Below are 24,629 nucleotides of genomic sequence, written 5' to 3'. Positions count from 1 at the left end.
ATGGCTGGCACCACCACCGGCATCCCCCGGGACGTCACCCAGAACCACACCAAGGGCGGCGTCGGCGAGTCCACGCTCCGCCCCGACGGCACCCTCAAGGTCACCGGAGAGTTCGCCTACTCCTCGGACATGTGGCACGAGGAGATGCTCTGGGGCCAGGTCCTGCGCTCCACCGTCGCGCACGCCGAGATCGTGTCGATCGACACCTCCGAGGCCCTCAAGGTGTCGGGCGTCTACGCCGTCCTGACCCACGAGGACCTGCCGGCCGCGAAGAACTACGGCATGGAGTTCCAGGACACCCCGGTCCTCGCCTACGGCAAGGTCCGTCACCACGGTGAGCCGGTCGCCCTCGTGGCCGCCGACCACCCGGAGACCGCCCGCCGCGCCGCCGCGAAGATCAAGGTCGAGTACCGGGAGCTCCCGGTCATCACCGACGAGGCGTCGGCCACGGCCCCGGACGCGATCCTCGTCCACGAGAACCGCACCGACCACGCCTTCGCCCACGTCACGCACCCGAACATCGTGCACCGCCAGCCGATCATCCGGGGCAACGCGGCCGAGGCCGCCAAGCGCGCCGACGTCATCGTCAAGGGCGAGTACACCTTCGGCATGCAGGACCAGGCCTTCCTCGGCCCCGAGTCCGGCCTCGCCGTACCGGCCGAGGACGGCGGCGTCGACCTGTACGTCGCCACCCAGTGGCTGCACTCGGACCTCAAGCAGATCGCCCCCTGCCTCGGCCTGCCCGAGGAGAAGGTCCGCATGACCATGGCGGGCATCGGCGGCGCGTTCGGCGGCCGCGAGGACATCTCGATGCAGATCCTCGCCTCCGTGCTCGCCCTGCGCACCAACAAGCCGGTCAAGATGGTCTACAACCGGTACGAGTCCTTCTTCGGGCACGTCCACCGGCACCCGGCGAAGCTCTACTACGAGCACGGCGCCACCCAGGACGGCAAGCTCACGCACGTGAAGTGCAAGATCGTGCTCGACGGCGGCGCGTACGCCTCCTCCACGGTCTCGGTCGTCGGCAACGCCTCCTCCCTCTCGATCGGCCCCTACGTCGTCGACGACGTGGAGATCGAGGCGATCGGCCTCTACACCAACAACCCGCCCTGCGGCGCCATGCGCGGCTTCGGCGCGGTCCAGGCCTGCTTCGCCTACGAGGCGCAGATGGACAAGCTCGCGGCCGAGCTGGGCATGGACCCGGTCGAGCTGCGCCAGCTCAACGCCATGGAGCAGGGCACGATCATGCCGACCGGCCAGGTCGTGGACTCGCCGGCCCCGGTCGCCGAGCTCCTCCGCCGGGTCAAGGCCCGCCCGCTGCCGCCGGAGCGCCAGTGGGAGACCGCCGGCGAGAGCGCGGACGTCCGCGCGCTGCCGGGCGGCCTGTCCAACACCTCGCACGGCGAGGGCGTCGTACGGGGCGTCGGCTACGCGGTCGGCATCAAGAACGTCGGCTTCTCCGAGGGCTTCGACGACTACTCGACCGCCAAGATCCGCATCGAGGTCATCAACGGCGAGGCCGTCGCCACGGTCCACACCGCCGCGGCGGAGGTCGGCCAGGGCGGCGTCACCATCCACGCGCAGATCGCCCGCACCGAGCTCGGCGTCCAGCAGGTCACGATCCACCCCGCCGACACCCAGGTGGGCTCGGCCGGTTCGACCTCCGCGGGCCGCCAGACGTACATGACCGGCGGCGCCATCAAGAACTCCTGCGAGATCGTCCGCGAGAAGGTCCTGGAGATCGGCCGGCGCAAGTTCGGCTCGTACCACCCGGCCTGGGCCAACGCCGAACTCCTCCTGGAGGGCGGCAAGGTCGTCACCGACGGCGGCGAGGCCCTCGCGACCATCGCGGACGTCCTGGAGGACCAGGTCGTGGAGGTCGAGGAGGAGTTCCGGCACCGTCCGACCCAGGCCTTCGACATCGTCACCGGCCAGGGCAACGGCCACGTCCAGTACGCCTTCGCCGCGCACCGCGCGGTGGTGGAGGTGGACACCGAGCTCGGCCTCGTGAAGGTGATCGAGCTGGCCTGCGCCCAGGACGTCGGCAAGGCGGTCAACCCGCTCTCCGTGATCGGCCAGATCCAGGGTGGCACCACCCAGGGCCTGGGCGTCGCGGTGATGGAGGAGATCATCGTCGACCCGAAGACCGCGAAGGTGCGCAACCCCTCCTTCACGGACTACCTGATCCCGACGATCCTCGACACGCCGACCATCCCGGTCGACTACCTCGAACTGGCCGACCCCAACGCGCCGTACGGCGTCCGGGGCATCGGCGAGGCCCCGACCCTGTCGTCCACCCCGGCCGTCCTCGCGGCGATCCGGGCGGCGACGGGCCTGGAGCTCAACAAGACGCCGGTCCGCCCCGAGGCGCTCACCGGCACCCTGTAGGACTCTCCGGGCGGTGTGTGCCTCCCAGGAACGTCACACTTCCCCGCCCGCACCGCCCGGAGCAGCAGTACCCCCGCAGTGCCCCCGCAGTGCCCCGTTCGTCTCGGGCCGTCCCCCGGGTCGTGCAGCCAACAGCAGTTCCCAAATCCCGCTGATACGAGCCTCCCTCGTGCGGGTGCCCCTTTGAACCTTGGGAGTAGGCCCCATGACCCAGTCGTCTGTGGAGCCCAAGACCGCCTCTGAGGACGCGGGCTCCGGCTCCAACGTCCCCGCCGGCCGTTCTTGGCTCGACCGGTACTTTCACATCTCGGAGAGAGGATCCACCGTCGCGACGGAGATCCGCGGCGGCGTCACCACCTTCATGGCGATGGCGTACATTCTCCTGCTCAACCCGATCCTCCTCGGAGGCCCGGACGTCGACAAGCACGTCCTGGCCACCTCCGCCGTCATCACGGCGACCGCCTTCGCGGCGGCGGTGACCACCCTGCTGATGGGCTTCGTCGGCAAGGTCCCGCTCGTCCTCGCGGCCGGTCTCAGCGTCTCCGGTGTGCTCGCGACCCAGGTCGTGCCCCAGATGACGTGGCCGCAGGCCATGGGCATGTGCGTCGTCTACGGTCTGGTGATCTGCCTCCTGGTGGTCACCGGTCTCCGCGAGATGATCATGAACGCGATCCCGCTGCCGCTCAAGCACGGCATCACCATCGGCATCGGCCTCTTCATCGCGCTGATCGGCTTCAACAAGGCCGGCTTCGTGGGCGCCGGCCCGCAGTTCGGCCCGCCCATCACCCTCGGCGCCGGCGGCGAACTCGTCGGCTGGCCGGTCCTGATCTTCGCGGTCACCCTGCTCGCGATCTTCGCCCTCCAGGCCCGCAAGGTTCCGGGCGCGATCCTCATCGGCATCGTCGCCGGCACCATCGTCTCCCTGATCGTCAACGCGGTCGCGGACATCCCGGCCAAGGGTCCGGGCTCCTGGGCCAACGGCGCTCCGGAGCTCAAGGGCAGCGCGGTCTCCAGCCCGGACTTCTCGCTCTTCGGCGACGTCTCCTTCGGCGGCTGGGGCGACGTCGGCTTCATCACCGTCGGCGTCATCGTCTTCACCCTGGTCCTCGCCGGCTTCTTCGACGCCATGGCCACCATCATCGGCGTCGGCACCGAGGCCAACCTCGCCGACGACAAGGGCCGGATGCCCGGCCTCTCCAAGGCGCTGTTCATCGACGGCGCGGGCGGCGCGATCGGCGGCGTCTCCGGCGCCTCCGGCCAGACCGTGTTCGTGGAGTCCGCCACCGGCGTCGGCGAAGGAGCCCGCACCGGCTTCTCCTCGGTGATCACCGGCCTGTTCTTCGCGGCCGCCATCTTCTTCACCCCGATCACCCAGATCGTGCCCCGCGAGGTCGGTTCCGCCGCCCTGGTCGTCATCGGGGCGATGATGATGATGAACGCGAAGCACGTGAACTGGGGCGACAGCTCCGTCGCGATCCCGGTCTTCCTGACCGTCGTCCTGATGCCGTTCACCTACAGCATCACCCCGGGCGTCGCGGCCGGCGTCATCGCCTACACCGTCATCAAGGTGGCGCAGGGCAAGGCGCGCGAGGTCGGTGCGTTCATGTGGGCCCTGACCGCGATCTTCATCGTGTTCTTCGCCCTCCACCCGATCGAGGGGTGGCTGGGCGTCAGCTGACGCCCGACCCGCCCTCCGTACACACCCAAGGAGACCGACATGCTGGACATCGCCGAAGAGCTGCACCGGTGGGTCGAGCAGGGACGCACCTTCGCCGTCGCCACCGTGGTCGCGGTCGGCGGCAGCGCGCCCCGGCAGCCGGGAGCCGCCCTCGCCGTCGACAGCGACGGCACGGCGATCGGATCGGTCTCCGGCGGGTGTGTGGAGGGCGCGGTCTACGACCTGTGCGTCCAGGCCCTCGAGGACGGGAAGACCGTCGTCGAGCGCTTCGGCTACAGCGACGAGGACGCCTTCGCGGTCGGTCTGACCTGCGGCGGCATCATCGACATCCTCGTCACCCCGGTCCGCGGCGGGGTCTTCCCCGCCGCGCTGGCCGCCGCCGTCTCGGGGGAGGCGGCGGCCCTGGCCCGCATCGTGGACGGACCGGAGGACCTGTTGGGGCAGGCCCTCCTCGTCCGTCCCGACGGCTCGTACGAGGGGAAGCTCGGCGGCCACCCCGAGCTGGACCGCACCGCGGCCGCCGAGGCCCGGGCCATGCTCGACGCGGGCCGCACCGGCACCGTGGAGATCGGCGAGGACGGCAGCCGCTGCGGACAGCCGCTGACCCTCATCGTCGAGTCCTCCGTCCCCGCCCCCCGCATGATCGTCTTCGGCGCCATCGACTTCGCCGCCGCCCTCGTCCGGGTCGGCAAGTTCCTCGGCTACCACGTCACCGTCTGCGACGCGCGGCCCGTCTTCGCGACGCCGGCCCGCTTCCCCGAGGCCGACGAGATCGTCGTCGACTGGCCCCACCGCTACCTGGAGTCGACCGAGGTCGACGGCCGGACCGTCCTCTGCGTCCTCACGCACGACGCCAAGTTCGACGTGCCCCTCCTCCAGGCAGCCCTGAAGCTTCCCGTCGCCTACATCGGCGCGATGGGCTCCCGCCGCACCCACGAGGACCGCAACGAGCGGCTCCGCGGCGTCGGCGTCACCGAACTCGAACTCGCCCGCCTGCGCTCCCCGATAGGCCTCGACCTCGGCGCGCGCACGCCCGAGGAGACCGCCCTGTCGATCGGCGCCGAGATCGTCGCCAACCGCCGCGGCGGCAGCGGCGTCTCCCTCACGGGCGCCCACACCCCGATCCACCACGAAGGACCCCGCGAGCCGGACGGACGCATAGGGTCCGTCGCGTAGTCGCAGCACCCTCGCGCGCCCCGGAGCAGGACGAACCTGCCCCGGGGCGCGTTTCGTTGCACCCCGCTCCTCTCTCGACACTTAATGCAAGCCAAAAGAAAAGTGGGTCCCATGACTTGACCCGGATCCGGGCAGCCGTGAGCATCTGTTGCGGAGTGCGCGCTCCCCATCCCCAAACCCCCCTCGTACATGAGGAGTTCGAGCCATGTCCGCACCCGGCACCCGTCTCGCGCCACCCCCACGCCCGGGCCCCCGCGCCACCGCCGCCGCCCTCGTCACCGTGCTCCTTGCCGGTCTGCTCGCGCTCGTCGCCGCGCCCCCCGCCGCGGCCGCCCCCGTCCTGCTCTCGCAGGGCAGGCCCGCCACCGCCTCCAGTCAGGAGAACGGCGGCACCCCCGCGAGCGCCGCCGTCGACGGCGACCCGGGGACCCGCTGGTCGAGCGCCTTCGCCGATCCGCAGTGGATCCAGGTCGACCTGGGCGCCCCGGCCGCGCTCAGCAGGGTCGACCTGCGCTGGGAGACCGCCTACGGCAAGGCGTACCGCATCGAGCTCTCCGGCAACGGCACCGATTGGACGACCGCCTACAGCACCGCGAACGGCCCCGGCGGCAACGAGTCGCTGCCCGTCACCGGCACCGCCCGCTACGTCCGCGTGTACGGCACCACCCGGGCCACCGGCTGGGGCTACTCCCTCTGGGAGTTCCAGGTGTACGGCACCGCCGACGGCGGCCCGGCCCTGCCCGGAGGCGGCGACCTCGGGCCGAACGTGCACGTCTTCGACCCGTCCACGCCCGGCATCCAGGCCAAGCTCGACGAGGTCTTCGCCCAGCAGGAGTCGGCCCAGTTCGGCAGCGGCCGCCACGCCTTCCTCTTCAAGCCCGGCACCTACAACGGCCTCAACGCCCAGATCGGCTTCTACACCCAGATCGCCGGCCTCGGACTGCGCCCCGACGACACCACGATCAACGGCGACGTCACCGTCGACGCGGGCTGGTTCAACGGCAACGCCACCCAGAACTTCTGGCGCGGCGCCGAGGGGCTCGCCCTCAACCCCGTGAACGGCACCGACCGCTGGGCCGTCGCCCAGGCCTCCTCCTTCCGCCGCATGCACGTCAAGGGCGGGCTCAACCTCGCCCCCAACGGCTACGGCTGGGCCAGCGGCGGCTACATCGCCGACTCGAAGATCGACGGCCAGATCGGCAACTACTCGCAGCAGCAGTGGTACACCCGTGACAGCACGATCGGCGGCTGGTCCAACTCCGTCTGGAACCAGGTCTTCTCCGGCACCGAGGGCGCACCCGCGCAGGCCTTCCCCGAGCCGAAGTACACCACCCTCGACACCACCCCGATCTCCCGCGAGAAGCCGTACCTGATCTGGGAGGACAACCAGTACAAGGTCTTCGCCCCGGCCAAGCGGACCGACGCCCGCGGCACCACCTGGGCGAACGGCACCCCGCAGGGCGAGAGGATCCCGCTCGGCCGGTTCTACGTCGTCAGGCCGGGCACCACCGCCGCCACCATCAACCAGGCGCTCGACCAGGGCCTGCACCTGCTGTTCACGCCCGGCGTCTACCACGTCGACCGGACGATCACCGTGAACCGCGCGGGCACGATCGTCCTCGGCCTCGGCCTGGCCACGATCGTCCCGGACAACGGTGTCACCGCGATGCGCGTCGCCGACGTCGACGGCGTCCGCCTCGCCGGCTTCCTCGTCGACGCCGGAACCGTCAACTCGCCCACCCTCCTCGAGGTCGGGCCGCAGAACGCCTCCGCCGACCACTCCGCCGACCCCACCACCGTCCAGGACGTGTACTTCCGCGTCGGCGGCGCGGGCGCCGGAAAGGCGACCACCGCCATGGTGGTCAACAGCGACGACACGATCGTCGACCACACCTGGGTCTGGCGCGCCGACCACGGGGAGGGAGTCGGCTGGGAGACCAACCGCGCCGACTACGGCGTCCGCGTGTACGGCGACGACGTCCTCGCCACCGGACTCTTCGTCGAGCACTTCAACAAGTACGACGTCGAGTGGTTCGGCGAGCGCGGCCGCACGATCTTCTTCCAGAACGAGAAGGCGTACGACGCCCCGAACCAGGCCGCCGTCCAGGACGGCCCCTACAAGGGCTACGCCGCCTACCGCGTCGACGACTCCGTGAGCACCCACGAGGGTTGGGGGCTCGGCAGCTACTGCTACTACAACGTGGACCCGACGATCCGTCAGGACCACGGTTTCCGGGCCCCGGTGAAGCCCGGCGTCAGGTTCCACGACCTGCTCGTGGTCTCGCTCGGCGGCAAGGGCCAGTACGAGCACGTGATCAACGGCATCGGCGCCCCGACCTCGGGCACCGACACCGTGCCGTCCACGGTGGTCTCGTACCCCTGATCCCCGCGGGGCGGGGCGGAGGGCGGCGCGCGCTCAGTGCGCCGCCCTCTCCCGTACGGTCGACGCCCACGCCGGCTGCTCCTCGGCCGGCTCCGCCTCGGCCCGCCGGCCGCCCCGGGCGAAGAAGTCCGCGAGCGGCAGGATCGCCGCGCCGACCGTCACCGCGTCCGGGCCCAGGGTCCCCATGGCGATGCCGACCCGTGCCGCCGGGTACGTCAGGGCGTACTCGGCGGCGTACCCCTTCACCGTCTCCAGGAACCGGGCGCCGAGCTGGAGGCCCGCCCAGCCGCCGACGAGGATGCGCTCGGGCTGGAAGAGGTTGATCAGGTCGCCGAAGCCGGCGCCCAGGTACTCGGCGGTCTCCTCCAGGACCGCGACCGCCGTCGCGTCGGGCTCCGTGTCCGCGTCGGCCGGGTAGGCGGCCGCCAGCATCGAGGTGAGGGCCGTCTCCTCGTCCGCGCCCGCCGGGGGCCGCCCGCCCGCCTCGCGCCAGCGTTCGAGCAGGGCCTCGGCGCCCGCGTACGCCTCCAGGCAGCCCCGGGCGCCGCAGCGGCAGCGGCGCCCCCGGACCCGTACCGTCAGATGACCCCATTCGAGCGCCCGGCCGGGCCCCATCGGGTCGGTGACCACGCAGGCGCCGACGCCCGAGCCGAAGAGGACGACCACGGCGCTGCGCGCGCCCCGGCCGGCGCCGAACCACATCTCGGCCTGGCCGAGGGTCTTGGCGCCGTTGTCGATCCAGTACGGCACCGAGGCCGGCAGGTCCACGCTCTCGCGGAGCAGCCGCTCCAGCGGGACCGCGTCCCAGCCGATGGTCTGGCCGTGCACGACCGCGCCCTCCTCGGCCGTACGGGCGACGATGCCGGGGACGCCGACGCCGACGCCGAGCAGTCGCTCGGCGGGGACGCCCGCGGTCCTGAGCACCTCCGCGATGCCCGCCCGCACGTGCTCGACGACGACCCCGACCTCGTACCGCTCATGGGGGTTCGGCCGGTCGACCGCCAAGGGGCGCTCGGTGCGGGCGAGTTCGGTGAGGGTGAGGTCGAAGAGCTCGATCCGGACGCGGGTCTCGCCGACGTCCACGCCGATCATGCAGCCGCTGCCGGGCGTGATCCGCAGCAGCGTACGGGGGCGACCGCCGGCCGAGTCGACGCTGCCCGCCTCCTCCACGAGGCCCTCCGCCACGAGCTCCGCGACCACGTTGCTGACGGAGCCGGAGCTCAGTCCGGTGGCGGGGCCGAGGGAGAAGCGGCTCATGGGTCCGTCGAAGTACAGGCGCTGGAGGACGGCGGTGCGGTTCTCGCGTCGCAGGTCACGCACGGTGCGGCCGTTCCGCATGGTCACTTGGGCCCCCAGGTGAAGTAGTCGTGACCGCAAGATACCGCTGCCGGGACCCTTGACGCGACCTTCTCTTGAGGTTTAACTCACGTCCTGAAATAAGCCGGGGAGGGGCCGTCCGAGCCTTCACCTCCTGAACGCGGGACGCACCCACGGACCCCGCCCTCCCCAGCTCCCCGTCACTCCCCGAAAGGGCCATGAGGAGCCATGCGCACAATCAGAGCCGCGGCCGCCAGTGCCGTCACCCTCTCCCTCGTCCTCACCGCCGCAGCCTGCGGAGGCGGCTCCTCGGCCGACGGCTCCGGCTCCGGCGGCGGCAAGACCCTCACCTACTGGGCCTCCAACCAGGGCGCGAGCCTGGAGGTCGACAAGAAGGTCCTCCAGCCCGAACTCGACCGGTTCGAGAAGGAGACCGGCATCAAGGTCAAGCTGGAGGTCATCCCCTGGTCCGACCTGCTCAACCGGATCCTCACCGCCGCCACCTCCGGCCAGGGCCCCGACGTCCTCAACATCGGCAACACCTGGAGCGCCTCCCTGCAGTCCACCGGCGCCCTGCTGCCCTGGGACGCCAAGAACTTCGAGGCCATCGGCGGCAAGGACCGCTTCGTCGACTCCGCGCTCGGCTCCACCGGCGCCACCGGCCAGGACCCGGCCGCCGTCCCGCTCTACTCCATGGCCTACGCGCTCTACTACAACAAGAAGATGTTCAAGGACGCCGGCATAGCCAAGCCGCCGGCCACCTGGGACGAGCTGATCGCCGACGGCAAGAAGCTCAGCAAGGACGGCAGGTCCGCCATCGGCGTCGAGGGCGGCAGCCTCGCCAACAACATCCACCAGGTCTTCGTCATGGGCAAGCAGCACGGCGCCGACTTCTTCACCCCCGACGGCAAGGCCGACTTCACCTCCGACGGCGCCGTCGCCGCCGTCAAGCAGTACGTCGACCTCATGGCCGCCCACAAGATCGTCGCCCCCGGCAACGCCGAGTACGCCCAGAACCAGTCCCTCGCCGACTTCGCCAAGGACCGCACCGCCATGGTCCTCTGGCAGACCCCCGGCACCACCTTCCAGGCCCAGGGCATGAACCCCGACGCCTGGGGCGTCGCCCCCGCGCCCGTCCCCTCCGGCGCCCCCGGACAGGGCAGGCAGATCAACTCCATGGTCGCCGGCATCAACCTCGCCGTCTTCAAGAACACCGGGAACAAGGACGGCGCCCTCAAGTTCGTGAAGTTCATGACCGGCGACCAGGAGCAGAAGACGCTCAACAGCGCCTACGGCTCCATCCCCCCGGTCAAGGCCGCCCAGCAGGACCCCGCCTTCGACACCCCCACCGTCACGGTCCTCAAGCAGACCCTCGCCACCAGCGCCGCCGCCCTGCCGCAGGTCCCCGAGGAGTCCCAGTTCGAGACCGTCGTCGGCACCGCCGTCAAGGAGCTCTTCGCCGACGCCGCCGCCGGACGCCCCGTCACCACCGAGTCCGTACGGGCCAAGCTCGACAAGGCCCAGCAGCAGATGCCCAAGAAGTGAGCCCGGACGCCACCATGACCACCACCGCCATCGAGAAGCCCCACGGGCGGACCGGGCAGCGGCACACCCCCGGGGCGGCCCCGCGCAGGCGCCGCCCCGGGCGGCTCCGGGCCCGCGGACTGCCCTATCTGCTGCTCCTCCCGGCCCTCCTCCTCGAACTCCTCGTGCACCTCCTGCCGATGCTCATCGGCATCGTCATGAGCTTCAAGGAGCTCACCCAGTTCTTCATCCGCGACTGGACGGCCGCCCCCTGGACCGGACTCGGCAACTACGCCGTCTCGGTCGACTTCGACGCCCCCGTCGGCGAGGCGCTCCTGAAGTCGTTCCTCACGACCTGCCTCTTCACCGTCTGCTCCGTCGGCCTGTGCTGGCTCCTCGGCGCCTCGGCCGCCGTCTTCATGCAGGAGACCTTCCGAGGCCGCGGCTTCCTGCGCGCGCTCTTCCTCGTCCCGTACGCCCTGCCGGTCTACGCGGCCGTCATCACCTGGGCGTTCATGTTCCAGCGGGACAACGGCCTGGTGAACCACGTCCTCCACGACCAGCTCGGCATCGGCGACAGCCCCGCCTTCTGGCTCATCGGCGACAACGCCTTCGTCACCCTGCTCGTCGTCTCCGTCTGGAAGGGCTGGCCCTTCGCCTTCCTCGTCCTGATGGCCGGACTCCAGAACGTCCCGAGGGAGATCTACGAGGCCGCCGCCCTCGACGGCGCCGGCATGTGGAAGCAGATCCGCCACATCACCCTGCCGTCCCTGCAGCCCGTCAACCAGGTCCTCGTGCTCATGCTGTTCCTGTGGACGTTCAACGACTTCAACACCCCCTTCGTGCTCTTCGGCAAGGCCGCCCCCGAGGCCGCCGACCTGATCTCCCTGCACATCTACCAGTCCTCGTTCCAGACCTGGAACTTCGGCACGGGCTCGGCGATGTCGGTGCTGCTCCTGCTGTTCCTGCTCGTCGTCACGGGCGCCTACCTGCTGCTCACGACCCGGGGAAGGAGGACCGGCGATGCCTCGTGACCACCGGCCCCGCTCGCCCATGGCCGCCCCCCGCTCCTTCCTCTGGAGCCGCCGGATCTTCCTCACCCTCCTCACCGGCTTCGTCCTGCTGCCGGTGTACGTGATGGTCTCCAGCTCCCTCAAACCCCTCGCGGACGTCTCGGGGAAGTTCCAGTGGATCCCCTCCGGGCTCACCCTCCGCCCGTACGTGGACATCTGGCGGACCGTCCCGCTCGCCGACTACTTCGTGAACTCCCTGGTCGTCGCGGGCACGGCCACCGCCTGCTCCCTCGTCGTCGCGGTCTTCGCCGCCTACGCCGTCAGCCGCCACGCCTTCCGCGGCAAGCGCGTCTTCACCGTGACGGTGCTCTCCACCCAGATGTTCCCCGGCATCCTCTTCCTGCTGCCGCTCTTCCTCCTGTACGTCAACATCGGCAACGCCACCGGCATCGCGCTCTTCGGCTCGCGCGGGGGTCTGATCCTCACCTATCTGACCTTCTCGCTGCCGTTCTCCATCTGGATGCTCATCGGCTACTTCGACGCCGTCCCCCGCGACCTCGACGAGGCCGCCGAGGTCGACGGCTGCGGCCCGCTCGGCGCCCTCTTCCGGGTCGTCGTCCCCGCCGCGATCCCCGGCATCGTCGCCGTCGGCGTCTACGCCTTCATGACCGCCTGGGGCGAGGTCCTCTTCGCCTCCGTCATGACCACCGACACCACCCGCACCCTCGCCGTCGGCCTCCAGGGCTACGCCACCCAGAACGACGTCTACTGGAACCAGGTGATGGCCGCCTCCCTCGTGGTGAGCGTCCCCGTCGTCGCCGGGTTCCTGCTCCTCCAGCGCTACCTCGTCACCGGCCTCACCGCGGGCGCGGTCAAGTGACGACCCCCCGGCCCGAAAGGACTTCCGTGTCTGCACCGCTCGACCTCGCCGCCTTCCCCCCGTCCTTCGCCTGGGGCACCGCCACCTCCGCGTACCAGATCGAGGGCGCCGTCGCCGAGGACGGCCGCGCCCCCTCCATCTGGGACACCTTCTCCCGCGTCCCCGGCGCGATCGACAACGGCGACCACGGCGACACCGCCTGCGACCACTACCACCGCTGGCCCGAGGACATCGCCCTCATGAAGGGTCTCGGCACCGACGCGTACCGGCTCTCCGTCGCCTGGCCCCGCGTCGTCCCCGGCGGCGACGGGCCCGTCAACAAGGCCGGGCTGGACTTCTACGACCGGCTCGTCGACGGCCTCCTCGACGCCGGGATCACCCCCTCCGTCACCCTCTACCACTGGGACCTGCCGCAGGCCCTCCAGGACCGGGGCGGCTGGACCGTCCGCGACACCGCCGAACACCTCTCCGCGTACGCCGGCGTCGTCGCCGAGCGCCTCGGCGACCGCGTCACCCAGTGGGCCACCCTCAACGAACCCCTCTGCTCCGCCTGGATCGGCCACCTGGAGGGCCGGATGGCGCCGGGCCTCACCGACCTCACGGCCGCCGTCCGCGCCTCGTACCACCTGCTCCTCGGCCACGGCCTCGCCACCGCCGCCGTCCGCGCCGCCGTACCCGGCGCCCAGGTCGGCCTCGTCACCAACCACTCCACCGTCGCCCCCGCGAGCAGCCGCCCCGAGGACGTCGCGGCCGCCGCCCGCATGGACGGCCACACCAACCGCTGGTGGCTCGACCCGGTCCACGGCCGCGGCTTCCCCGCCGACATGCGCGAGCTGTACGGCGTCGAACTCCCGGAACTTCCCGGGGACCTGGAGCTGATCGCGGCCCCGCTCGACTGGCACGGCCTCAACTACTACTTCCCCGTCACCGTCGCCGACGACCCGGCCGGCCCCGTCCCGTACGCCCGCGAAGTCCGCCTCCCCGACGTGCCCCGCACCGGCATGGACTGGCAGATCGACGCGGGCGGCCTGGAGGCCTTCCTGCTGCGGCTCACCGAGGACTACGGCGTGCGCAGGCTGTACGTCACCGAGAACGGCTCGGCCTTCCCCGACACCGCGGGACCCGGCGGCGAGGTCCACGACCCCGAGCGCACCCGCTACCTGGAGGAGCACCTCGCCGCCTGCGCCCGCGCCCTGCGCAAGGGCGCCCCGCTCGCGGGGTACTACGCCTGGTCCCTGCTCGACAACTTCGAGTGGGCCTACGGCTACGACAAGCGCTTCGGGCTCGTCCACGTCGACTACGCGACCCAGCGCCGCACCGTGAAGACGAGCGGCCGGCGGTACGCGGAGCTGGTCGCCGCCCACCGCGCGCTGCACACCGCCCGGTAGCGCCCGGAGGCGGGCGCGGGGGACCGGTCCGCGCGTCCGGTCTCCCGGCCGTCCCCGCCCGCCCCGGCAGCCCACGCCCGGCCCCGTCCCTCCAGGGACGGCGCCGGGCGTGTGTGGTGTGCGGGGTCTCTCAGGCCTTCCGCAGGCCGCTGAGCAGCAGCTCCGCCAGCTGTTCGTACGCCTCGGCGTCGGCGAGACCCGTCGCCGCGGCCACCTGGCGCCGCTGGATGCGGACCATCACCGAGGAGATGACGTCGGCCGCGAAGGTCACGTGCACCTCGCGGAACACGCCCGCCCGCACGCCCTCCTCGATGAGCTGCTGGACCCGGCCCGCCGCCGCCCGCGTGTTCCGCTCGTACACCTCGGCCGCCGGCTCGAAGGCCGCCACGTCGTCGAAGAACGCCGGCGAGACGGGCGCCAGCTCCGCCGACACCGCCCGCAGATAGGCCGCGAGCCGCTCGGCGGGGTCCGACGCCGCCGCGAGGACCGCCTCGACCCGGGCCGTGGCCCGCCGGAAGAAGTGCACGACCGCCGCCCGGACCAGCTGCTCCTTGCTGCCGGCCAGGCCGTACAGGGTCCGCTTCGAGCAGCGCAGCCGCGCGGCGAGGTCGTCGAGCGTCAGCCGGGCGAAGCCCTCCCCGACGAGGAGGGCGACGAGCTCCTCGAACAGGGCGGAGCGGCGCGCCGCTCCGCGGCCCGTCAGCTTGGGGGCGTCGGCGGAGGTCTCGATCACCCCGCCAGTATTCCAGGCCGACGTTCCGGGGGGTTACGGCGGCACCCTTCTGCGCTACTCTCAGCGGTACTGCAGTACCTTTCCCAGTACCACTTTGCGCGCCGCTGGAGTCGCCATGGATGTCGACCGCCTGCTTCCCACCCCCGAGGCAGCGGACCTCATCGCCCTCACCCGGGAGATCGCCGACAAGGAGCTCTCTCCTCGGGTGGACGAGCACGAGGCCGCCGAGACCTATCCCGAAGGGCTCTTCGCCACCCTCGGCGAGGCCGGGCTCCTCGGCCTCCCGTACCCGGAGGAGTTCGGCGGTGGAGGCCAGCCCTACGAGGTGTACCTCCAGGTCCTGGAGGAGCTCGCCGCGCGCTGGGCCGCCGTCGCCGTCGCCACCAGCGTCCACACGCTCGCCAGCCACCCCCTCCACACCTTCGGCACCGCCGAGCAGAAGGAGCGCTGGCTGCCCGCGATCCTCGAGGGCCGGACCATCGGCGGCTACAGCCTCTCCGAGCCGCAGGCCGGCTCCGACGCCGCCGCCCTCACCTGCAAGGCCGAGCGCCAGGACGACGGCAGCGGGTACCGGATCACCGGCACCAAGGCCTGGATCACCCACGGCGGCAAGGCCGACTTCTACGCCCTCTTCGCCCGCACCGCCCCCGGCGGCCACGGCATCTCCTGCTTCCTCGCCCCCGGCGCCACCGAGGGCCTGAGCTTCGGCGTCCCCGAGCGCAAGATGGGCCTCCAGGCGGTCCCGACGACCGCCGCGTACTGGGACGGCGCCCTCATAGAGGAGGACCGCCGCATCGGCGACGAGGGCCAGGGCCTCCAGATCGCCTTCAGCGCCCTCGACAGCGGGCGCCTCGGCATCGCCGCCTGCGCCACCGGGCTCGCCCAGGCCGCGCTCGACGCCGCCGTGGCGTACGCCAACGAGCGCACCACCTTCGGCCGCCGGATCATCGACCACCAGGGCCTCGGCTTCCTCCTCGCTGACATGGCCGCCGCGGTCGACGCGGCCCGCGCCACCTACCTGGACGCGGCCCGCCGCCGCGACCTCGGCCGGCCCTTCAGCCGCCAGGCCAGCGCGGCGAAGCTCATCGCCACGGACACGGCCATGAAGGTCACGACGGACGCCGTCCAGGTCTTCGGCGGCTACGGCTACACCCGCGACTTCCCGGTCGAGCGCTACATGCGCGAGGCGAAGATCATGCAGATCTTCGAGGGGACGAACCAGATCCAGCGGCTGGTCATCAGCCGGGGGCTCGCCCGCGCGTAGCGGCTGCCGCCGCGAGGACGGCGGTCGCCGTCAGGGCGGCCTGGAGCGACCAGGCCGCCGGCGGACCGGCGGCCGCGGCGCCGAGCGCGAAGCCGGTGATCTTGAGGCTGGCGCCGGTTCAGGGCGAGGGCGGGCGCCGCGGCCCGGACCGGCGCCCCGACCCGTACGAGCGCGTCGGGGGAGAGGGCGAGCGGGAACCGCGCGAGCAGGGCGTTCGCCACGAAGGCGGAGACCGCCGCGCAGGAGAGCAGCACCGCCCCGCGCCCGGCCCCGCCGAACACCCGCTCGCCGAGGAGCGGGACGCAGGCGGTCAGCATGCCCTGGGCGACACAGGAGACGACCGGGGCCCGGGTGGCCCGGGCAAGCCTCCGAGCCCGCCGGGAGCGGCAGTCAGGCGGCTCCGTGGAGGGCCCTGGGTGAGCCCGCCTGCCGGAGGAGCGCGGCGATCTCCGTCAGGCCGTGGCGTTCGGCGTGGTGGAGGGCCGTGCGGCCGTACGGGTCGGGGAGTCCGGGGTCGGCGCCCGCAGCGAGGAGCAGGGCCACGACCTTCCGGTGCGCGGCGCCGCCGTCGCCGAGGATCACGGCCTCCAGGAGTGCGGTCCAGCCGAGCCGGTTGACGTGGTCGACGTCGATCGCGGTCTCGTCGAGCACGGCCCGGACGTAGGGCACGTGGCCGCGTTCCGCGGCGGGGATGAGTGCGGTGCCGCCGTACCGGTCGGTCAGCCTCAGGTCGGGGCCCGCCGGGAGCAGGGCCCGCATCATGGCGACGCTGCCGGTGACGCCGGTGACCAGCCACGGGCTGTCGGACCGGTCGTCCTGGGCGTTCGGGTCGGCGCCCGCGGCGAGCAACGCCCGCGCGGCGGGGACGTGGTCGCGCAGCGCGGCCCGCAGCAGCGGGGTGCGGCGGTGCCGGTCCCGGACGTCGACGCGGGCGCCCGCGTCGAGGGCCGCGCGGACGGCGACGGCGTCACCGTGCGCGGCGGCCGCCAGAAGGGTGTGATCGAGCGCGTTCATGGCGGGTTTCCTCGTACGCGGGCGCCTGCCCTGGGGCCTACTTGCCGAGCGTGGCGACGCCGGCCTGCGCGAACTTCTCGTCCAGGTCGCCGGAGGGGGCGCCGGCGACGCCGATGCCCGCGATCGGGGCGCCCTTGGCGGTGACGGGGGCGCCACCGGCGAGGAAGAGGGTGCCGGGGATGTCCTTCAGGGTCGGCGCGTTCGTCAGGCGCTTGGCCAGCTCGGAGGTCGGGGCGTTCCAGGAGACGGCGGTGTACGCCTTCTTCACGGCCGACTCGTAGGACTGCGGGCCGGCGCCGTCGCCGCGCAGGGTGACGACGGTGTCGCCGTTGCGGTCCACGACCGCGACGGACACGCGCTGGTTCTCCTTCTCCGCGGCGTCGAGGGTCGCCTGCGCCGCCTTCGTCGCGGCCTCGATCGTCAGGTGGGTGGAGCGCGTCGTGTTCTTGTTCTTGGCGTCGACCTTGGCGGCGGCCGGCGCGGCCGCCGTCTCCTCGCCGGTGGCGCTCGCGGAGTAGGCCCCGAAGCCGCCGAGGGCGAGGGCGGCGACGATCGCGCCACCGGTCACGACACGGGTGCGCGAGCCGGCCTTCTTCACGTGCTTCATGGGATCTGCTCCAAGTGGACTCGGGGAACCGCGGGGGCCGTCGGGAAGCCGCGGCCCGCTCTGCTCCTCATCCTGGTGCCGTACCCTGCCGCCGGCCGTCGGCGTCCCGGCTGCACCCGGCGCCCGCATCGGTGGACCCCGGGGTCATCCGATCGGTTGACCCGGGACTTCCTCTCCCCACCGCGCGGCCAGCTCGGCGAAGGCCCCGGCCGCCGCACTGCGGTAGCCGGCCGCACGCCGCAGGAGGGCGACGGAGCGGGACGGCAGCGCGGGGGAGAGCGGCACCGGGCTCAGCCAGGGGTGGTCCAGGGTGACGGCTTCGGGCAGGACGGTCGCAAGCGCGGTGCGCCGGACGATCTCGGTGAGCGCGGTCATCGAGTTGGCCTCCACCGCGATCGCCGGCCGGACGCGGTGCTCGGAGACGTACGTGTCGATGTGCAGCCTGGTGGCGAAGTCCCGGCTCAGCAAGGCGAGCTGATGGTCGTTCAGCTCTCCGGCCCGCACCGGTTCCGTCCGGCCCGCGAAGGGGTGGTCGGGGCCCACGACGAGGCCGAGGGCCTCGGTGAACAGCTCCGTGGCCTCGACGCCCGGGAGGTGCTCGCCGTGGAAGGCGATGCCGAGGTCGAGCCGGTCGGCGAGGAGGTCGGCCTCGATGCGCTCCTGGGGCAGCTCCCGCACGTCCACGGTGATCCCCGGATGCCGGGTGTGGAAGCCGGCGACCAGGGGGCCGGTGAGGTACGTGGTGAAGGTGGGGGTGACCGCGAGCCGGAGGTGGCCCCGGGACAGGTCGTGCACGTCGAGCACCGCCCGCTCGCCCGCCGCCAGGTCCCGCAGCGCGCGCCGGGCGTAGCGCGCGTAGGCCTCCCCGGCGTCCGTGAGGCGCACGGTGCGGCCGGTGCGGTCCAGGAGCTGCGCCCCGAGCGCCTTCTCCAGCTGCTTGATCTGCTGGGACAGCGTCGGCTGGGAGATGTGGAGCTCCTCGGCGGCGCGGGTGAAGTTCGCGTGCTCGGCGACGGCGAGCAGATAGCGGAGATGGCGGAGTTCCGGCTGCATGCGGTCGACTATAGATCGCATCTATGGCAGACATCGATGGCAGGTCTTGGACACTATGACCGCCGGTCGTGCACGGTGAGGACATGCCTCACTTCGCCGAGGGAATCGCCCGCTTCCAGCGGGAGGTCTTCCCTGCCAAGGCCGGCCTCTTCGCCCGCCTGGCCTCAGACCACCGGCCCGGCACGCTGTTCATCGGCTGCTCGGACGCCCGGGTCGTACCGGAACTGATCACCCAGACGGATCCGGGCGAGCTCTTCGTGATCCGCACCGCCGGCAACCTCGTCCCCGCCCACACCCCGGGCGGCGACGGAGTCACCGCCGCCGTGGAGTACGCCGTCACCGTCCTCGGCGTGCGGGACGTCGTCGTCTGCGGGCACTCCGCCTGCGGCGCGATGACCGCGCTCGCCGAGGGCCACGACCTGAGCGCCGCGCCCGCCGTCGCCGCCTGGCTGCGGCACGCCGACGCCTCCCTCGCCCGCGCCGCCGCCGGCGGCACGGGCGCCGGGACCGTCGACGTGGCCGCCCTGGTCCGCGAGAACGTCGCCGCGCAGCTGGCGAACCTGGCCACCCACCCCTCGGTGGCCCGCGCCCTGGCGGCGGGCGAGGTACGGCTGCACGGCTGGGTCTTCGACATCGCCGACGGCACCGTCGAGGAACTCCCCGCCGCCGCGAGCCCCGCGCTCGCCGCCTGACCCCGTCAATCCCTCAAGCAAGCCCCTCAAACAAGTCCCTCAAGCAAGTCCCTCAAGCAAGCCGCTCAAGCAAGCCCCTCCAGAAAGAAGGACGTACCCCTCATGGTGCACTCCCAGTTCGACCCCACCGCCCGCCGCGCCCTCGCGATCGCCGCCGTCGACGCCAAGACCCGCAAGGACCTGAGCTGGCAGCAGATCGCGGACGCCTCCGGCCTCTCCGTGGCCTTCACCACCGCCGCCGTCCTCGGCCAGCACGCCCTGCCGGCGGACTCCGCCCGGGCCGTCGCCGAGCTCCTCGGCCTCGACGAGGACGCGGTCCGTCTGCTCCGGACGATCCCCACCCGCGGTTCCCTCGACGGCGCCGCCCCCACCGACCCGACCATCTACCGTTTCTACGAGATGCTCCAGGTCTACGGCACCACGCTCAAGGAGCTCGTGCACGAGCAGTTCGGCGACGGCATCATCTCCGCGATCAACTTCAAGCTGGACGTGAAGAAGGTCGCCGACCCCGAGGGCGGCGAGCGCGCCGTCATCACCCTGGACGGCAAGTACCTGCCGACCAAGCCGTTCTGACGGAAGGTCAGACCTCCTCTGCGGCCCGGCCCTCCTCGGCGCCGAGGAGGGCCAGGGAATCGGCCCACAGGGCGTCCAGGCGGCCCGGGTCGTCGTACAGCTTGGCGAAGAGGACCCGGCCCTCCAGCTGGGCGACCAGCGCCCGCGCCGCCGCACCCGTGTCGGCGACCGTCACCTCACCGCGCGCGCGGGCCTCGGCGACGGTCCGCGCCACCAGCTCGACCTGCTCGTCGAAGATCTCCCGAAGCCGCTCGCGGACGCTCTCCGTCGTGGTGCTCAGCTCCAGGGCCAGGTTCCCGAGGAGGCAGCCCGTGACGGCGCCGCAGTCCTCCCGCCCGGCCCGCAACCCGGCCTCCGTGACCTCGTACAGGCGCCGCAGCCGCCGGAGCGGCGGCACGTCCTCGCCGAGCGCGCGCGTCCACTCGGCGCGCTGTCCGGCCCAGTGCTCCTCGACGACGGCGACGGCGAGCTCCTCCTTCGACGCGAAGAAGTAGTAGAAGCTGCCCTTCGGCACCCCCGCCGCCGCGCAGATCCCGGCCACGCCCAGGGCGGAGTAGCCGCGCGACAGCATCAGCGTCCTCGCGGCGGTCAGGATGCGCTCCCGCGCGTCACTCGTTCGCCCCATGGCGAGAGTGTACGACCGGTCGACTACTTCCTCCCCGGCCCTCGCTCGGCCTCCCCTTCCAGGGGTGCGGCCTGCGGTTCTATGGTGGGCGGCGCAGATCGCGCGGACCGCGCGGTCCTGACGCGGGCACGCGCCCGATCCGGCGGCCAACCCGGCGGCAGGGTCGCACCCGCACGACACGAACGAGGAGTTCCATGGACATCGCCGGCTCCGCCGCTCTCGTCACCGGCGCCGCTTCCGGCCTCGGCGCCGCCACCGCCGCCGCGCTCGCCGCCCGTGGCGCCACCGTCTACGGCCTGGACCTGGACAAGGCCGTGGCCGCCGCAGGGCCGCTGCCCGAGGGCGTCCGGCTGCTCGCCGCGGACGTCACCGACGAGGACCAGGTCCGCGAGGCGCTCGCCGCGATCGACGCCGACGGTGCCGAGCTGCGGCTCGCGGTCAACTGCGCGGGCATCGCCCCCTCCGCCCGCATCCTGGGCCGCAAGGGGCCGCACGACCTCGACCTGTTCCGTGCGGTGCTCAACGTCAACCTGCTCGGCACCTTCAACGTGATGCGGCTCGCCGCCGAGGCCATCGCCCGCCACGACGCCGACGAGCACGGGCAGCGGGGCCTCGTCGTCAACACCGCCTCCATCGCCGCCTTCGAGGGCCAGGTCGGGCAGATCGCGTACGCCGCCTCCAAGGCGGGCGTCGCCGGCATGACCGTCACCGCCGCGCGCGACCTCGCGCAGTTCGGCATCCGGGTCGTCACCATCGCCCCCGGCATCGTCGACACCCCGATGATGGCCGGCTTCGGCGAGGACGTCCGGGCCGGTCTCGCCGCCAGCGTCACCTTCCCGCAGCGCCTCGCGCGCCCGGAGGAGTACGCCCGGCTCGTGACGATGATCGCCGAGCACGACTACCTCAACGGCGAGACGATCCGCATGGACGGCGCCCTCCGGATGAGCGCCCGCTGAGCCTCCGTACCCCCACTACAGCACTCGGTGCCGGATTCTTCCGGCACCGAGTGCTCTAAGGGCCCGTCCGGGTGTTAGGTTCGGGCCATGGGAACAGCGTCGTCGAACACCACGAAGCCCGCGATGCGGGACTCCCTCATCGCCGCGGCCTTCCAGCTCTTCCTGGAGCGGGGCTACGAGCAGACCACCGTCGACGACATCGTCACCCTCGCGGGCGTCGGCCGGCGGTCCTTCTTCCGGTACTTCCCGTCGAAGGAGGACGTGGTCTTCCCCGACCACGAGCAGTGCCTCGCCGACATGACCCGCTTCCTCGCCGCGAGCGCCGACTCCGACGACCCGGTCGTCCGCGTCTGCGACGCCGCCCGGCTCGTCATGCGGATGTACGCCGAGAACCCCACCTTCTCCGTGCAGCGCTACCGGCTCACCCGCGAGGTGGCCGGTCTCCGCACGTACGAGCTCTCGGTGGTCTGGCGGTACGAGAAGACCCTCGGCGACTACCTGCGCACCCGCTGGGCCGACCGCAGGGACGGCACCCTGCGTGCCAACGTCGTCGCGGCGGCCGTGGTCGCCGCCCACAACCACGCCCTGCGGCACTGGCTGCGCTCGGGCGGCGAGGGCGACGCGCTGGCGGAGGTCGACGGGGCCCTGGAGTTCGTGCGGTCCACCTGGACCGCCGGCGGCCAGGCGACGGAGGCCCCGGCCGAGGAGACCGAGGACGTGGTCGTCGTGATCACCAAGCGGTCCACCCCCATGTGGCGCGTGGTGCGCGAGGTGGAGTCGAGCCTCGGTGAGGGCTGAGAGGACCGCTCCGGACATCTCCATGGACCTTAGGGATCTCAGTATCTCTAATTGAGGGAACTCAGGTCTTTATTTGATGGCACTCAGTGCCATATCTTGTCTCCATGCACGGTCGAGCCGCCGAGTGCAAGGAGAAGGCATCGTGTTCCACACGGGTATGAGGAGCGGGACCGCCGTCCAGGCCGACGAGTCGGCCCCCGATTCCGAGCTGTACTTCCAGCGCTGCCGCTGGTGCCACACCACCACCTTCCAGCGCCTGCTCTGTCCGACCTGCGGGTCGACCGAACTCGCGCCCGAACTCAGCGGCGGCGAGGGCGTGATATCCGTACGGCGCGGGGTCGCCGCGGCCGACGCCGACCTCTGGCCGGTCCACATGGCGGAGGGCTTCGTCGTCCGCTGCCGGGTCGACGGACCGCTGCACGCGGTGCGTCCCGGGGTCCGGGTGAAGCTCTCCGGCAACGGGTCCTCCGGGCGCAGGCCGGTCGTCCGGCTCTGCGAGGAGGTCCCGTTCGACGGCTGGTACTGAACGGGCACGACGAGAAGGGGCGGGTGGCACAGAGTGCCACCCGCCCCTTCTCGTCGTGCCGCGTTCTCGCCGTTCCACGGGATCAGCGGGCGGGGCGGGTGGCGCTGTCCGCCACCCGCCCCTTCCTGCTCCGTCCGAGGATCAGCGCGCGCCGATCTCGTCCGTCAGCTGCGGCAGCACCTCGAAGAGGTCGCCGACCACGCCGTAGTCGACCAGGTCGAAGATCGGGGCCTCGGGGTCCTTGTTGACCGCGACGATCGTCTTCGAGGTCTGCATGCCGGCCCGGTGCTGGATGGCGCCGGAGATGCCCGCAGCCACGTACAGCTGCGGCGAGACCTGCTTGCCGGTCTGGCCGACCTGGTTGGAGTGCGGGTACCAGCCGGCGTCCACGGCGGCGCGGGAGGCGCCGACGGCCGCGCCGAGCGAGTCGGCCAGCTTCTCGACGACCGCGAAGCCCTCGGCCGCACCGACGCCGCGGCCGCCGGAGACCACGATCGCGGACTCGGTCAGCTCGGGGCGGCCGGTGGAGACGCGCGGGGTGCGCGAGACGACCTTGGCGGCGTTGCCGGTGAAGGCGACGGTGACGTTCTCGACGGCGCCGGCGGCCGGAGCGGCCTCCGGGGCGGCGGAGTTCGGCTTGACGGTGATGACCGGGACGCCGTGCGAGACCGTGGACTTCACCTGGTACGAGGCGGCGAAGACGGACTGCGTGGCGACGGGGCCCTCGTCACCGGCCTCCAGCTCCACGGCGTCGGTGATCAGACCGGAGCCGAGCCGGAGCGCGACGCGGGCCGCGATCTCCTTGCCCTCGCCGGAGGAGGTGACCAGGACGGCGGCCGCCCCCTTCTCCTGGGCGAGCTGGGTGAGCGCGTCGACCTTCGGGACGACGAGCTGCTCGGTGAACTCGGCGCCGTCCGCGACGTACACGGTGGCGGCGCCGTACTCGCCGGCCGTGGCGGCGATCGAGGCCGCGGCCTCTCCGGCGCCGAGGACGACCGCCGAGGGCTCGCCGATGCGGCGGGCCAGGGTCAGCAGTTCGAGGGCCGGCTTGCGGACCGCACCGTCGGCGTGGTCCACGAGAACCAGGATCTCAGCCATGATTCCTTGCTCCTGAGGTGGGGTGACGGTGGATCAGATGAACTTCTGGGAGGCGAGGAAGGCGGCGAGCTGCTTGCCGCCGTCGCCCTCGTCCGTGACGATCGTGCCCTGCGTACGGGCCGGGCGGGCGGCCACGGCGTCGACCAGGGTCCAGGAACCGGCGAGGCCGACCTCGTCGGCGTCGATCCCCAGGTCGTCCAGGTCCAGCTCCTCGACCGGCTTCTTCTTGGCGGCCATGATCCCCTTGAAGGAGGGGTAACGGGCCTCGCCGGACTGGTCGGTGACCGAGACGACGGCCGGCAGCGGGGCCTCCAGGAGCTCGGTCGCGGCGTCGCCGTCGCGGCGGCCCTTCACGAGACCGTCCTCGACGGAGAGCTCCGAGAGCAGGGTGACCTGCGGGAGGCTCAGGCGCTCGGCGAGCAGCGCGGGCAGGACGCCCATCGTGCCGTCGGTCGAGGCCATGCCGCAGACGACCAGGTCGAAGCCGGTCTTCTCCAGGGCCTTGGCGAGGATCGCGGAGGTGGCGATCACGTCGGAGCCGTGGATGTCGTCGTCGTTGACGTGGACGGCCTTGTCGGCGCCCATCGACAGTGCCTTGCGCAGCGCGTCCTTGGCGTCGTCCGGGCCGACCGTCACGACGGTCACCTCGGCGTCGTCGGACTCCTCGGAGATGCGCAGGGCCTGCTCGACCGCGTACTCGTCGAGCTCCGAGAGCAGCCCGTCGACGGCCTCGCGGTCGGTCGTCAGGTCGTCGGCGAAACCGCGGTCGCCGGTCGCGTCGGGGACGTACTTCACACAGACAGCGATCTTCAGGGTCACGGCCTGTCTCCTTTCGAGAGGCTGGTGGTTACGGGAGGTTGCGGGCCATGACGATGCGCTGGACCTGGTTGGTGCCCTCGTAGATCTGGGTGATCTTGGCGTCGCGCATCATGCGCTCGACCGG

24 protein-coding genes are annotated in these 24,629 nt (G+C 72.1%); 14 read left to right on the top strand and 10 right to left on the bottom strand.

Going from position 1 to position 24,629, the window contains the following annotated elements; all coding sequences use genetic code 11:
- The 4 genes from GGE06_RS28655 to GGE06_RS28640 all read left to right on the top strand — a co-directional run bounded on the left by GGE06_RS28655 (position 1) and on the right by GGE06_RS28640 (position 7,625).
- On the top strand, positions 1-2,388 hold the full coding sequence (locus tag GGE06_RS28655; RefSeq protein ID WP_116158213.1) for a xanthine dehydrogenase family protein molybdopterin-binding subunit: 2,388 nt from the start codon (positions 1-3) through the stop codon (positions 2,386-2,388).
- 205 nt (positions 2,389-2,593) lie between these two features.
- Entirely contained in the window at positions 2,594-4,066 is a 1,473-nt protein-coding gene (locus GGE06_RS28650) for an NCS2 family permease (RefSeq protein ID WP_116158212.1), read from the top strand.
- A 39-nt stretch (positions 4,067-4,105) separates the two neighbouring features.
- Positions 4,106-5,242, top strand: a complete 1,137-nt coding sequence (locus tag GGE06_RS28645) for an XdhC family protein (RefSeq protein ID WP_116158211.1) — start codon at positions 4,106-4,108, stop codon at positions 5,240-5,242.
- Positions 5,243-5,447: 205 nt separating this feature from the next.
- Positions 5,448-7,625, top strand: coding sequence for a discoidin domain-containing protein (locus tag GGE06_RS28640; RefSeq protein ID WP_184932158.1), 2,178 nt, complete (start codon positions 5,448-5,450; stop codon positions 7,623-7,625).
- 33 nt (positions 7,626-7,658) lie between these two features.
- Here GGE06_RS28640 and GGE06_RS28635 read toward each other — a convergent pair whose 3' ends face one another.
- The gene (locus tag GGE06_RS28635) at positions 7,659-8,969 is read right to left on the bottom strand and encodes an ROK family transcriptional regulator (protein WP_116158205.1); all 1,311 of its coding nucleotides are present in this window, start codon (positions 8,967-8,969) and stop codon (positions 7,659-7,661) included.
- 201 nt (positions 8,970-9,170) lie between these two features.
- On the opposite strand from GGE06_RS28635, the gene GGE06_RS28630 reads away from it, so the two are divergent.
- The 4 genes from GGE06_RS28630 to GGE06_RS28615 are packed head-to-tail and all read left to right on the top strand — an operon-like array spanning position 9,171 to position 13,747.
- Positions 9,171-10,487 (top strand): extracellular solute-binding protein, encoded by a 1,317-nt coding sequence (locus GGE06_RS28630; RefSeq protein WP_184932157.1) that lies wholly within the window; start codon positions 9,171-9,173, stop codon positions 10,485-10,487.
- Between the two features lie 14 nt (positions 10,488-10,501).
- Positions 10,502-11,500, top strand: coding sequence for a carbohydrate ABC transporter permease (locus tag GGE06_RS28625; protein ID WP_184932156.1), 999 nt, complete (start codon positions 10,502-10,504; stop codon positions 11,498-11,500).
- Positions 11,501-11,519: 19 nt separating this feature from the next.
- The gene (locus GGE06_RS28620; RefSeq protein ID WP_116165250.1) at positions 11,520-12,359 is read left to right on the top strand and encodes a carbohydrate ABC transporter permease; all 840 of its coding nucleotides are present in this window, start codon (positions 11,520-11,522) and stop codon (positions 12,357-12,359) included.
- A gap of 26 nt (positions 12,360-12,385) precedes the next feature.
- On the top strand, positions 12,386-13,747 hold the full coding sequence (locus GGE06_RS28615) for a GH1 family beta-glucosidase (protein ID WP_116158202.1): 1,362 nt from the start codon (positions 12,386-12,388) through the stop codon (positions 13,745-13,747).
- Between the two features lie 130 nt (positions 13,748-13,877).
- Here GGE06_RS28615 and GGE06_RS28610 read toward each other — a convergent pair whose 3' ends face one another.
- Entirely contained in the window at positions 13,878-14,480 is a 603-nt protein-coding gene (locus tag GGE06_RS28610) for a TetR/AcrR family transcriptional regulator (RefSeq protein ID WP_116158201.1), read from the bottom strand.
- Positions 14,481-14,595: 115 nt separating this feature from the next.
- Here GGE06_RS28610 and GGE06_RS28605 point away from each other — a divergent pair, with 115 nt between their 5' ends.
- The gene (locus tag GGE06_RS28605; RefSeq protein WP_116158200.1) at positions 14,596-15,744 is read left to right on the top strand and encodes an acyl-CoA dehydrogenase family protein; all 1,149 of its coding nucleotides are present in this window, start codon (positions 14,596-14,598) and stop codon (positions 15,742-15,744) included.
- Here the strand turns inward: GGE06_RS28605 and GGE06_RS28600 are convergent.
- From GGE06_RS28600 to cynR, 4 genes are all read right to left on the bottom strand, one after another.
- Positions 15,654-16,061: a hypothetical protein gene (locus GGE06_RS28600; protein ID WP_184932155.1), complete on the bottom strand. Its 408-nt coding sequence runs from the start codon at positions 16,059-16,061 to the stop codon at positions 15,654-15,656. The two genes, GGE06_RS28605 and GGE06_RS28600, sit on opposite strands and share 91 nt — an antisense overlap.
- Before the next feature lie 73 nt (positions 16,062-16,134).
- Positions 16,135-16,758, bottom strand: a complete 624-nt coding sequence (locus GGE06_RS28595; RefSeq protein ID WP_184932154.1) for an ankyrin repeat domain-containing protein — start codon at positions 16,756-16,758, stop codon at positions 16,135-16,137.
- Between the two features lie 37 nt (positions 16,759-16,795).
- A complete protein-coding gene (locus GGE06_RS28590) occupies positions 16,796-17,356 on the bottom strand; it encodes a GlcG/HbpS family heme-binding protein (protein ID WP_184932377.1) in 561 nt (186 codons plus the stop codon).
- A 153-nt stretch (positions 17,357-17,509) separates the two neighbouring features.
- Positions 17,510-18,418: a transcriptional regulator CynR gene (gene cynR / locus GGE06_RS28585; protein WP_184932153.1), complete on the bottom strand. Its 909-nt coding sequence runs from the start codon at positions 18,416-18,418 to the stop codon at positions 17,510-17,512.
- Between the two features lie 83 nt (positions 18,419-18,501).
- Here cynR and GGE06_RS28580 point away from each other — a divergent pair, with 83 nt between their 5' ends.
- The gene (locus GGE06_RS28580) at positions 18,502-19,110 is read left to right on the top strand and encodes a carbonic anhydrase (RefSeq protein WP_184932152.1); all 609 of its coding nucleotides are present in this window, start codon (positions 18,502-18,504) and stop codon (positions 19,108-19,110) included.
- Between the two features lie 102 nt (positions 19,111-19,212).
- Entirely contained in the window at positions 19,213-19,683 is a 471-nt protein-coding gene (gene cynS / locus GGE06_RS28575; protein WP_184932151.1) for a cyanase, read from the top strand.
- 7 nt (positions 19,684-19,690) lie between these two features.
- Here the strand turns inward: cynS and GGE06_RS28570 are convergent, their stop codons facing one another.
- Positions 19,691-20,308 carry a TetR/AcrR family transcriptional regulator gene (locus GGE06_RS28570; RefSeq protein WP_184932150.1) on the bottom strand — a complete coding sequence of 206 codons (618 nt, stop codon included), beginning with the start codon at positions 20,306-20,308 and terminating at the stop codon, positions 19,691-19,693.
- Between the two features lie 194 nt (positions 20,309-20,502).
- Here GGE06_RS28570 and GGE06_RS28565 point away from each other — a divergent pair, with 194 nt between their 5' ends.
- The 3 genes from GGE06_RS28565 to GGE06_RS28555 all read left to right on the top strand — a co-directional run bounded on the left by GGE06_RS28565 (position 20,503) and on the right by GGE06_RS28555 (position 22,588).
- Positions 20,503-21,264, top strand: a complete 762-nt coding sequence (locus GGE06_RS28565) for an SDR family NAD(P)-dependent oxidoreductase (protein ID WP_116158193.1) — start codon at positions 20,503-20,505, stop codon at positions 21,262-21,264.
- 87 nt (positions 21,265-21,351) lie between these two features.
- Positions 21,352-22,062: a TetR family transcriptional regulator gene (locus GGE06_RS28560; RefSeq protein ID WP_116158192.1), complete on the top strand. Its 711-nt coding sequence runs from the start codon at positions 21,352-21,354 to the stop codon at positions 22,060-22,062.
- 142 nt (positions 22,063-22,204) lie between these two features.
- Positions 22,205-22,588 carry a zinc ribbon domain-containing protein gene (locus tag GGE06_RS28555; RefSeq protein WP_116158191.1) on the top strand — a complete coding sequence of 128 codons (384 nt, stop codon included), beginning with the start codon at positions 22,205-22,207 and terminating at the stop codon, positions 22,586-22,588.
- Between the two features lie 141 nt (positions 22,589-22,729).
- Here the strand turns inward: GGE06_RS28555 and GGE06_RS28550 are convergent, their stop codons facing one another.
- The 3 genes from GGE06_RS28550 to GGE06_RS28540 form a co-directional block, all read right to left on the bottom strand.
- Complete coding sequence (locus GGE06_RS28550; protein ID WP_116158190.1) at positions 22,730-23,686, bottom strand: electron transfer flavoprotein subunit alpha/FixB family protein; 957 nt, start codon at positions 23,684-23,686, stop codon at positions 22,730-22,732.
- 33 nt (positions 23,687-23,719) lie between these two features.
- Positions 23,720-24,505: an electron transfer flavoprotein subunit beta/FixA family protein gene (locus GGE06_RS28545; protein ID WP_116158189.1), complete on the bottom strand. Its 786-nt coding sequence runs from the start codon at positions 24,503-24,505 to the stop codon at positions 23,720-23,722.
- A 28-nt stretch (positions 24,506-24,533) separates the two neighbouring features.
- A partial coding sequence (locus GGE06_RS28540; RefSeq protein ID WP_157849844.1) for an acyl-CoA dehydrogenase family protein occupies positions 24,534-24,629 on the bottom strand: 96 nt, incomplete at its 5' end.

This window comes from Streptomyces nymphaeiformis (assembly GCF_014203895.1).
Classification (GTDB): domain Bacteria; phylum Actinomycetota; class Actinomycetes; order Streptomycetales; family Streptomycetaceae; genus Streptomyces; species Streptomyces nymphaeiformis.
This window is presented reverse-complemented; position numbering and strand designations above follow the sequence as displayed.